Raw genomic sequence first — 6,847 nt, 5'->3', positions numbered from 1 at the left:
GCCTCCGCCCAGGGCGGATCCCCAAGCTCCCCGCCCGGGACCGCACAGCCGCCCCAGCCCCCCCCCGCGCCGGGCCCCCCCCCCCCCCCCCCCCCCCCCCCCCCCCGCCGCTTTGTCAGTGCCACCGGTTAGCCTGCACGCACTGGCAATCGAAGGAGGGCGGGGGCGCAGTGCGCGTACTCGGCGTGGACCCGGGGCTGACCCGGTGCGGTGTCGGCGTGGTCGAGGGCGTCGCCGGCCGCCCGCTCACGATGCTCGCGGTGGGGGTCGTACGGACGCCCGCGGACGCGGAGTTGGGACACCGGCTCGTCGCGATCGAGCAGGGCATCGAGGAGTGGCTGGACCGTCACCGCCCCGAAGTCGTCGCCGTGGAGCGGGTGTTCAGCCAGCACAACGTCAGCACGGTGATGGGCACCGCCCAGGCGAGCGCCGTTGCCATGCTGTGCGCGGCGCGCCGCGGGATACCGGTCGCCCTGCACACCCCCAGCGAGGTCAAGGCCGCCGTCACCGGCACCGGCCGGGCCGACAAGGCACAGGTCGGGGCCATGGTGACCCGGCTGCTGCGGCTGTCCGCCCCGCCCAAGCCCGCCGATGCCGCGGACGCCCTCGCCCTCGCCATCTGCCACATCTGGCGGGCCCCCGCCCAGAACCGCCTCCAGCAGGCGGTCGCCCTGCACGCCTCGAAAGGCCGCCCCTCATGATCGCCTTCGTCAGCGGCCCGGTCGCCGCGCTCGCCCCCACCCTGGCCGTGATCGAGGTCGGGGGAGTGGGCATGGCCGTGCACTGCACGCCGAACACCATCGCCGGCCTGCGGATGGGGGAGACGGCGAGGCTGGCCACCTCGCTGGTCGTACGGGAGGACTCGCTGACGCTGTACGGCTTCGCGGACGACGACGAGCGGCAGGTCTTCGAACTGCTGCAGACGGCGAGCGGGGTGGGGCCGCGCCTGGCGCAGGCGATGCTCGGGGTGCACAGCCCGGACGCGCTCCGCGTGGCGGTCTCCACGGGTGACGAGAAGGCCCTGACGGCGGTGCCCGGCATCGGCAAGAAGGGGGCCCAGAAGCTGCTGCTGGAGCTGAAGGACAAGCTGGGCGCACCGCTGGGGTCGAGCGGCCTGGTCGGTGCGCAGCGCGCCGCGGCGACCGGACCCGCCCCGTGGACCGAGCAGCTCACCGCGGCGCTGATCGGCCTCGGCTATGCGTCGCGGGATGCAGAGGACGCGGTCGATGCGGTGACCCCGCAGGCCGAGGCCGCCATCGCCGCCGGCGGCAGCGCCCCCGTCCCGCAGCTGCTGCGCGCCGCCCTCCAGTCCCTGAACCGCACCCGCTGACGGGGCGTGCCGCTGCGCGCGGCCGGCAGAAACCACCGTACGAACGACAAGGCAGACTGACAGCGTGAACTGGGATGACGAGAGCGAAGACCGGATCGTGGCGGCGGCGGCGGACGGCGAGGACACCGCCGTCGAGGCGGCCCTGCGGCCCAAGGACCTCGGCGAGTTCGTCGGCCAGGAGAAGGTCCGCCAGCAGCTCGACCTGGTGCTGAAGGCGGCCCGCCAGCGGGGCGCCACCGCCGATCACGTGCTGCTCTCCGGCGCGCCCGGGCTCGGCAAGACCACCCTCTCCATGATCATCGCTGCCGAGATGGGCGCGCCCATCCGGATCACCTCCGGCCCCGCCATCCAGCACGCGGGCGACCTCGCCGCCATCCTCTCCTCCCTCCAGGAGGGCGAGGTCCTCTTCCTCGACGAGATCCACCGCATGTCCCGGCCCGCCGAGGAGATGCTCTACATGGCCATGGAGGACTTCCGCGTCGACGTGATCGTCGGCAAGGGGCCCGGGGCCACCGCCATCCCGCTGGAGCTGCCGCCCTTCACCCTGGTCGGGGCGACGACCCGGGCCGGCCTGCTCCCGCCCCCGCTGCGCGACCGCTTCGGCTTCACCGGGCACATGGAGTTCTACGCCCCCGAAGAGCTGGAACGCGTCATCCACCGCTCCGCCCGCCTCCTCGACGTGGAGATCGACACGGCCGGCGCCGCCGAGATCGCCGGGCGCTCCCGCGGCACCCCGCGCATCGCCAACCGCCTGCTGCGCCGCGTCCGCGACTACGCGCAGGTCAGGGCCGACGGGGTGATCACCCGCGAGGTGGCCTGCACCGCCCTCCAGGTGTACGAGGTCGATGCGCGCGGGCTGGACCGCCTCGACCGCGCCGTGCTCGAAGCCCTGCTCAAGCTGTTCGGCGGCGGCCCCGTGGGCCTGTCCACGCTCGCCGTCGCCGTCGGGGAGGAGCGGGAGACCGTCGAGGAGGTCGCCGAGCCGTTCCTCGTACGGGAAGGCCTGCTCGCCCGTACCCCGCGCGGGCGGGTCGCGACCCCCGCCGCATGGGCTCACCTGGGCCTTGTCCCGCCCCCGCAGCAGGGGATTGGATCAAGCGGACAACAGGGCTTGTTCGGGGGCTGACGGCGCGGAGGTTCGACCGGTCAGGAACTGCGGTGCCATGCTGGGCGTTGTTCCATCGGTGCGGACTCGCCTAGACTCCGCCGATGCCGACCCTTCAGGTCGGCATGCCCACCCCCGTAGAAATTGGCCGTCTCCCGTGCGGTCGTGCGAAGGATCTCCGTCCCGTGAATCTCGTGACACTCCTCCCGTTCATCGTGCTCATCGGGGCGATGTTCCTGATGACCCGTTCCGCGAAGAAGAAGCAGCAGGCGGCCGCGCAGATGCGTGACCACATGTCGCCCGGCACCGGCGTCCGCACCATCGGCGGCATGTACGCCACGGTGAAGGAGATCGGCGAGGACACCGTCACCCTCGAGGTGGCCCCCGGTGTCCACGCGATCTACGCGAAGAACTCCATCGGCGCCGTCCTCGATGACGCGGAGTACAACCGCATCGTCCACGGCATCAGTGATGATCTGACGATCGACACGCCGGCCGTTCCGGACGACGCCTCCTCGCTGACCCTGGACAAGGACGCGGACAAGGACGCGGACAGCGCGGACGAGGCCGGGACCGAGGCCCCGAAGCTCGACCTGGGCAAGAAGGACGAGCCCAAGGACGGCGAGCCCAAGGGCGACGAGCCCAAGGACGGCAAGGGCGACGGCGAGGCCGGCGCGAAGTAGCGCGCGGCCGGGGACCGTGCAGGCGCCTGACCGGCGGCCGCCGCGGTCCCCGTCAGTGACACTTCTGCGGGGGGCAGGGGTCCCCACCACACATTTCGTGGCCGTCCGCGTGCTGACCCGGCGCGGGGCGGTTGGACAGGGAGATACGACAAGGTGGCAGCACCGAAGAAGGGCCGGCGGCCCACGGGGGCTCAGGGGAGGCCGGGGCGCGCCCTGGCGATCATCCTGATCGCGATGGTGGCGCTCACCGCGGGGATGTTCCTCACGAAGCAGACGACTCCCCGGCTCGGCATCGACCTCGCGGGCGGTACGAGCATCACGCTCAAGGCCAAGAGCGAGCCCGGCAAGCCGGACGCGATCAACGAGACCAACATGAACACGGCGGTCGGCATCATCGAGCGCCGCGTCAACGGTCTCGGCGTGACGGAGGCGGAGGTCCAGACGCAGGGCCGCGACCACATCATCGTGAACATCCCCAAGGGGATGAACGAGAAGCAGGCCCGCGAGCAGGTCGGTACCACCGCCCAGCTGTACTTCCGCCCGGTCCTGGCCTTCGCCGACGGCGCTCCTGCGGCCCCCCAGGCCACGCCGAGCCCGTCCGCGAGCAGCTCCGGCGCCCCGAAGGCCGAGGGCAGCGGCAAGCCCAGCTCCCCGGCCACCCCGTCGTCCAGCGCCACTTCCCAGGGCCGTGTGCTCAGCGAGGCCCTCAAGGCCCCGGCCGCCACCGCCACTCCCTCGCCCTCGGCGAGCGAGTCGAAGAAGGCAGACGACAAGGCTCCGGCCCCCACCCCGGCCCCGTCGGGCGTCGAGGCGGCCGCCGCCGACCTCCAGGCGAAGTTCGCGGCGCTGGACTGCACCAACGAGGCGCAGCGCGCCGCGGCCGGCCAGGGTGCCAAGCCCGAGGACGCGACGCTCGCCTGTGGCAAGCGCGGCGACACCTGGGGCAAGTGGATCCTCGGCCCGGCCGGTGTCGCCGGTACGGACGTCAAGGACGCGAAGGGTGTCATCGACCCGCAGCGCGGCCAGTGGATCGTCACCATGCAGTTCACCGACAAGGGCGCCGACAAGTTCGCCAAGATCACCGGTGAGCTCGCCACCAAGCAGATGCCGCAGAACCAGTTCGCGATCGTGCTCGACGGCGAGGTCGTCTCCGACCCGTCCGTCAGCCAGGCGCTGACCGGCGGCAACGCCGAGATCTCCGGTGGCTTCACCCAGCAGACCGCGCAGGACCTGGGCAACATGCTCTCGTACGGCGCCCTGCCGCTCTCCTTCAGCGAGGACAGCGTCACCACCGTCACCGCCGCGCTCGGCGGCGAGCAGCTGAAGGCCGGCCTCATCGCCGGCGCCATCGGCCTCATCCTCGTCGTGATCTACCTGCTCGCGTACTACAGGGGCCTGGCCTTCATCGCCATCGTCAGCCTCCTGGTGTCCGCGATCCTCACGTACGCGATCATGGCGCTGCTCGGAAAGGGCATCGGCTTCGCGCTGAACCTGCCCGCCGTCTGTGGTGCGATCGTCGCGATCGGCATCACGGCGGACTCGTTCATCGTGTACTTCGAACGCATCCGCGACGAGATCCGCGAGGGCCGCACCCTGCGTCCCGCCGTGGAGCGGGCCTGGCCGCGCGCCCGGCGCACCATCCTGGTCTCCGACTTCGTGTCGTTCCTGGCCGCCGCGGTGCTGTTCATCGTCACCGTCGGCAAGGTGCAGGGCTTCGCCTTCACCCTGGGTCTGACGACCGTGCTCGACGTGGTCGTGGTGTTCCTCTTCACCAAGCCGATCATGACGCTGATGGCCCGTACGAAGTTCTTCTCCAGCGGTCACCCCTGGTCCGGACTGGACCCGAAGCGGCTCGGCGCCAAGCCGCCGCTGCGCCGGTCCCGCCGCACCGGTTCCGGTTCCGTCACCGCTCCCGTCGACGTAAAGGAGGCGTGAGAGATGTCGAAGCTGGGAGATCTCGGCGCCAAGCTGTACCGCGGTGAGGTCGGCTACGACTTCGTCGGCAAGCGCTTCATCTGGTACGGCGTTTCCATCCTGATCACCATCACGGCGATCGTGGCCCTGGCCGTTCAGGGCATCAACATGGGCATCGAGTTCAAGGGCGGTGCCGTCTTCACCACCCCGAAGACGGCCGTCTCCGTCGCCAAGGCGACCGAGGTGTCGGAGAAGGCCTCGGGCCACGACGCGATCGTCCAGGAGCTCGGCACCGGCGGCCTGCGCATCCAGATCTCGGGTCTGGACACGAACGACGCGGCGGGCGTCAAGAAGCAGCTCGCCACCGACCTCAAGGTTTCCGAGGCCGACATCAACGCGGACCTGGTCGGCCCCAGCTGGGGCGACCAGATCGCGAACAAGGCCTGGACCGGCCTCGGCATCTTCATGGTCCTCGTGGTGATCTACCTCGCCATCGCCTTCGAGTGGCGGATGGCGGTCGCCGCGCTGATCGCGCTGATCCACGACCTCACCATCACCGTCGGCGTGTACGCGCTGGTCGGATTCGAGGTCACGCCGGGCACCGTGATCGGTCTGCTGACGATCCTCGGTTACTCCCTCTACGACACCGTCGTCGTCTTCGACGGTCTGAAGGAGGGCTCGAAGGACATCACCAAGCAGACCCGCTACACGTTCAGCGAGGTCGCCAACCGCAGCATCAACGGCACCCTGGTCCGCTCGATCAACACCACCGTCGTGGCGCTGCTCCCGGTCGGGGCGCTGCTCTTCATCGGTGGCGGCTTCCTGGGCGCCGGCATGCTGAACGACATCTCGCTGTCGCTGTTCGTCGGCCTCGCGGCCGGTGCGTACTCCTCGATCTTCATCGCGACCCCGCTGGTCGTGGACCTCAAGGAGCGCGAGCCGGCGATGAAGGCCCTGAAGAAGCGGGTGCTCGCGAAGCGGGCGGCCGCGGCGGCCAAGGGCGAGTCCCCGGAGGACGAGGGCCACGAGGCCACCGACACCCCGCAGGTCGTGGCCCAGGGGCGCGCAGGGCGGCGCCGGTGAGCACTCTCTCCCCCGAGGTGCGCGAGCTGCTGCTCGGCCGGATCAAGGACGTGGCGGACTATCCGAAGCCGGGCGTGATGTTCAAGGACATCACCCCGCTGCTGGCCGACCCGAAGGCCTTCGCGGCCCTGACGGACGCGCTGGTGGAGCTGGCCGGGCAGTACGGCGCGACGAAGATCGTCGGGCTGGAGGCGCGCGGGTTCATCCTTGCGGCGCCGGTGGCGGTCCAGGCGGGCATCGGCTTCGTGCCGGTGCGCAAGGCCGGGAAGCTGCCGGGCGCGACGCTCGCGCAGTCGTACGAGCTGGAGTACGGGACGGCGGAGATCGAGGTCCACGCCGAGGACCTGTCGGCCGGTGACCGGGTCATGGTCATCGACGACGTCCTGGCCACGGGCGGCACCGCCGAGGCCTCGCTCTCGCTGATCCGGCGGGCCGGGGCGGAGGTCGCCGGGGTGGCGGTCCTGATGGAGCTGTCGTTCCTGCCGGGCCGCGAGCGGCTGGCCGGCGCCCTTGCGGGAGCCCCGCTGGACGCCCTGATCGTCGTCTGACGAAGCCGAACGCGAAGCGGGCGGGCACCGGGACATCCCGGTGCCCGCCCGCTTCGGCGTGGGCGGCCGCCGCGCGGGCCTGCGACGGGCCGGCCGGGCCGAAGGAGCCGGGCTCGGGGAACGGGGTGGGGGAACCCTCGCTACCATTGGTTGTCCGGACCTGACCGGGGCACCGGACCCTCCC

At 71.4% G+C, this 6,847-nt stretch carries 7 protein-coding genes; all 7 read left to right on the top strand.

Going from position 1 to position 6,847, the window contains the following annotated elements:
* Positions 1-170 precede the first annotated feature (170 nt).
* The 7 genes from ruvC to ACIQU4_RS37540 all read left to right on the top strand — a co-directional run bounded on the left by ruvC (position 171) and on the right by ACIQU4_RS37540 (position 6,663).
* Entirely contained in the window at positions 171-701 is a 531-nt protein-coding gene (gene ruvC, locus ACIQU4_RS37570; RefSeq protein ID WP_403740830.1) for a crossover junction endodeoxyribonuclease RuvC, read from the top strand.
* Positions 698-1,330, top strand: coding sequence for a Holliday junction branch migration protein RuvA (gene ruvA, locus ACIQU4_RS37565; RefSeq protein WP_403740827.1), 633 nt, complete (start codon positions 698-700; stop codon positions 1,328-1,330). The genes ruvC and ruvA overlap by 4 nt, the downstream gene beginning before the upstream one ends.
* A gap of 64 nt (positions 1,331-1,394) precedes the next feature.
* Positions 1,395-2,456 (top strand): Holliday junction branch migration DNA helicase RuvB, encoded by a 1,062-nt coding sequence (gene ruvB / locus ACIQU4_RS37560; protein WP_403740825.1) that lies wholly within the window; start codon positions 1,395-1,397, stop codon positions 2,454-2,456.
* A 164-nt stretch (positions 2,457-2,620) separates the two neighbouring features.
* Positions 2,621-3,118, top strand: a complete 498-nt coding sequence (gene yajC, locus ACIQU4_RS37555) for a preprotein translocase subunit YajC (protein ID WP_403740823.1) — start codon at positions 2,621-2,623, stop codon at positions 3,116-3,118.
* A 153-nt stretch (positions 3,119-3,271) separates the two neighbouring features.
* Positions 3,272-5,053, top strand: a complete 1,782-nt coding sequence (gene secD, locus ACIQU4_RS37550) for a protein translocase subunit SecD (RefSeq protein ID WP_403740820.1) — start codon at positions 3,272-3,274, stop codon at positions 5,051-5,053.
* 3 nt (positions 5,054-5,056) lie between these two features.
* Entirely contained in the window at positions 5,057-6,115 is a 1,059-nt protein-coding gene (gene secF / locus ACIQU4_RS37545; protein WP_403740817.1) for a protein translocase subunit SecF, read from the top strand.
* A complete protein-coding gene (locus tag ACIQU4_RS37540; protein WP_403740814.1) occupies positions 6,112-6,663 on the top strand; it encodes an adenine phosphoribosyltransferase in 552 nt (183 codons plus the stop codon). Before secF ends, ACIQU4_RS37540 begins: the two co-directional genes overlap by 4 nt.
* The last annotated feature ends 184 nt before the right edge of the window (positions 6,664-6,847 follow it).

Source organism: Streptomyces sp. NPDC090741 (genome assembly GCF_044769045.1).
Taxonomy (GTDB): domain Bacteria; phylum Actinomycetota; class Actinomycetes; order Streptomycetales; family Streptomycetaceae; genus Streptomyces.
This window is presented reverse-complemented; position numbering and strand designations above follow the sequence as displayed.